The following is a 2,972-nucleotide window of genomic DNA, read 5'->3' on the forward strand; positions in this document are numbered from 1 at the left end:
AGTTTAGCGAGACCCCGTCTGGACCGAGCACCGCAGGTTGCCCGTAGCGAAGCGGAGGGACGCAGCAACCAGGGTCGCCTTTTCTTTTGCTTACTTTTCTTTTGGCGAAGCAAAAGAAAAGTGAGTAGCCGCCGGGCTACCCCCGGCCAACAGAACTTAGAAGAGAGCACAGAGAGAAGAGCGCGCAAAGACCGGCGCAAGACCCGGCTTCCCGTTTCAGTGCAGTGGAATTGCCAAACTAACAGTAGTACCGCAAACCTCTCCCGCGGTCACCGCAAGCGTCGCCCCCAGCATCCCGGCGCGGCTTTGCATGTTGGCAAGACCGCGCCCCCTTGTGGTCGTGCTGCCGATGCCGATCCCGTTGTCGCTGATGCTGACGCGGATCATGCGGCTGTGTTCTTGCCCAGCTTTTGGCGAAGAGCCCTCTGCGCTATCTGGCAATTCGCAGTGGGCCGCAAATACCACGCGTGTAGCCTTGGCGTGTTGAATGATGTTGGTAAACACCTCCAGCAGGATGCGCTGGATATGCTGAATATGCTTGGGTGTCAGCAGTTCGAATCGCGGTAGCGCGTCTACCTCCCAGACCAGGGACACGTTCGCGGAATCCAGCCGGGGTTGCAGCCGATGCCGCATGGTGGCCAGGACTACAGCGAGGTCGCCATTGACGTTCTCGATGGCGTCCACTGCAATCCGAAGCTCGTCAAGAACCTCGGAGGTGTGCGTTTGCAATACTTCTTGCGGTGCGCTGCTCTTGACCAGACTGAGCAGCGCGACCAGTTGGGAGCCGACCGAGTCGTGGATGTCTTGCATCAAGCGTTGCCGTTCGAGCATGGCCGCTTGCTTGACCTCCAGGCCCTTTTCGTAGCGCAGCCTTAGCAGCCTGTTTTGCATGCTCCAGTAATTGCGCACCATCATCATGCCGACGGCAAAGTTATAGAACAGGAATGCATAGTTCAACAGATTGGCTTTGCCAAAACCCGAGGGCGAGAACGTGAGCACAAGGTCACAAAGACCGAAGGCGACCGCGACGCCCGCCATCAATGCGTTGAGGCGTACCGTGCCGTCCGACTTCTTCCACGTCACAACGGTATAACGAGTGAAGCTCACGGCGCCCAACAGCAGGCTGGCGGGCACCCAGAACAGCTCGTAAACCCGGTAGTCCTGCAAAGCAGCACCTGCCGCCAGGGTAGGGAGTGCCGTCCAGAGGTAAATCTGGAGAAGCCTGTTCAGCCACGGCGCGGGCTTCCTGACCAGCAGCACGCTGACCCAGCACATCAGCCCGGCGTAATAGGCATACGTCGCCGACCTGCCCGCGTTGAAGACCCAGGTGGGGACCGGCGGATAGTCGACAAAAAAATCGACCTGCCAAAGGACGAAGCAAGCTTGCCCAAGGCCGGTGACCAGGTAAGCTTTGTCGCGGCTTTGCCACCACAGCGCAAGAGCCATCAGTCCTATGAGTGCCGACAGGGTCCCGGACATCAATGCCAGTCCCTTGCGGTGATTGACCTCGCTCTCATGCCCAGCCAGCGAAGTGAACTCATCCCCCAGCTCAATGCGGGCCAGCCCGGCGTTGCTGGCGGGTTCCGCGCGGATGTCGATTTCCAGGATATTCGTACCTGCCTGCAGATCCTGGGCTGCCAGCAATTGCCAGCGCGGTCCGGTGCGGAATTGCGTGTTCGGCTGGTTCCAGCCCACGTAGTGCCAAGCCTCGCCGTTGATGCGGTAGCGATAACGGTTGCCCATCTGGAGCGATGAAAAACCCAGGCCCTGGCGGCCGTCGGCTTTCAGTTGCGTCAGCAGGGCTTGTTCTATCGGTACATCCAGCGTGAAATGCATCACCCCCTGCCGCCGCGGAAAATTCTGGTCCCACTTCCAGGGCAGGGGCTGTAGTCCCAGTTCGCGCAACTCGCCTTGCTCGCGGTGGGATGGGGAAATCGTCACGGAGAGCCTGGCTTCCTGCAGCGTGATGGGCAAAGGTTGCGCGAAGGCCGCGCTTGCCAGCAGGCCCCAGGCCAGAGACAGCCAGGCCAGAAACCTCACAACGAGATACCCAGTGCGCGGGCCTCAAAAATCGCCTGGGTTCGCGAATTCACGGCGAGCTTGGTGTAGATGCGTTTCACGTAGGTTTGCACGGTCCCCAGTTCCACCGCCATCAAGTTGGCCGCCTCCTGGTAGGTGTAGCCACGCGACAGCAGAAGCAGCAATTCAATTTCACGCGGCGCCAGCCCATGTGCCGGCGTGTCGGGCGGTGCTGGTTGCGCAGGCGTCTGGCGTTGCCGGGATGCTTCGTTCTTCACAGGAGCCGGCGCGTCGAGCATTTGCATGCGCGCCAGCAGACGGCTTGCAATCACGGGCGAAAGCGGTGTGCCGCCTTGGCGAATAGCCTCAATCGAGGAGGTCAGCGACTGGGCTCTTTGCATGTCTTCTTTGAGCAGGTAGCCGTTTGCGCCGGCTTGAATGCTGTTGACGATGTTGTCCGCATCCGCGAATACGGTGATGACCAGGATATGCGTCAAGGGGAAGGTTTCGCGTACCTGGCGGATCAGGTCGATGCCGCTTCCATCCGGCAAGCCCAGGTCGATCAACCAGTGGTCTTGTTCTTCTTCGCGGGCAAACGCCATTGCGGCGCCCAAGGTCTCAAATGACGTGATCTTTGCGTCCGGGAAGCCCTGCGCCAGCACCTGGCCAATCGTCTGGCGCATCAGCGGGCTGTCATCGACGAAGGTGATTTTCATGGGCGGGATGTGGAGGCGTACCGGTGGATTATCCCGGCCGGATGTGCGTTCTTTGGAATTTTTCTTCTGTTCCCGCTTCCGATCCCGGTCCCGATTGCCCCGTCCTGGCTGGGCCGAGGAGCGCAGAGACAAGCGGATCAGGGCTGGCGTTGTTTGAGCCGAAGGCGAGTTTAGCCAGACCCCGCTTGGCTCGAGCACCGCAGGTTGCCCGTAGCGAAGCGTAGGGACCCAGACTGC

2 protein-coding genes are annotated in these 2,972 nt (G+C 60.2%); both read right to left on the minus strand.

Annotated elements, in window-relative coordinates; translation table 11 throughout:
* Positions 1-216: 216 nt before the first annotated feature.
* Positions 217-2,040 (minus strand): sensor histidine kinase, encoded by a 1,824-nt coding sequence (locus AC1D1F_RS24675; RefSeq protein WP_477697579.1) that lies wholly within the window; start codon positions 2,038-2,040, stop codon positions 217-219.
* Positions 2,037-2,735 carry a response regulator gene (locus AC1D1F_RS24680; RefSeq protein WP_477678974.1) on the minus strand — a complete coding sequence of 233 codons (699 nt, stop codon included), beginning with the start codon at positions 2,733-2,735 and terminating at the stop codon, positions 2,037-2,039. Before AC1D1F_RS24680 ends, AC1D1F_RS24675 begins: the two co-directional genes overlap by 4 nt.
* Positions 2,736-2,972 lie beyond the last annotated feature (237 nt).

The sequence above is a fragment of the Polaromonas sp. P1_H6 genome (assembly GCF_056405195.1).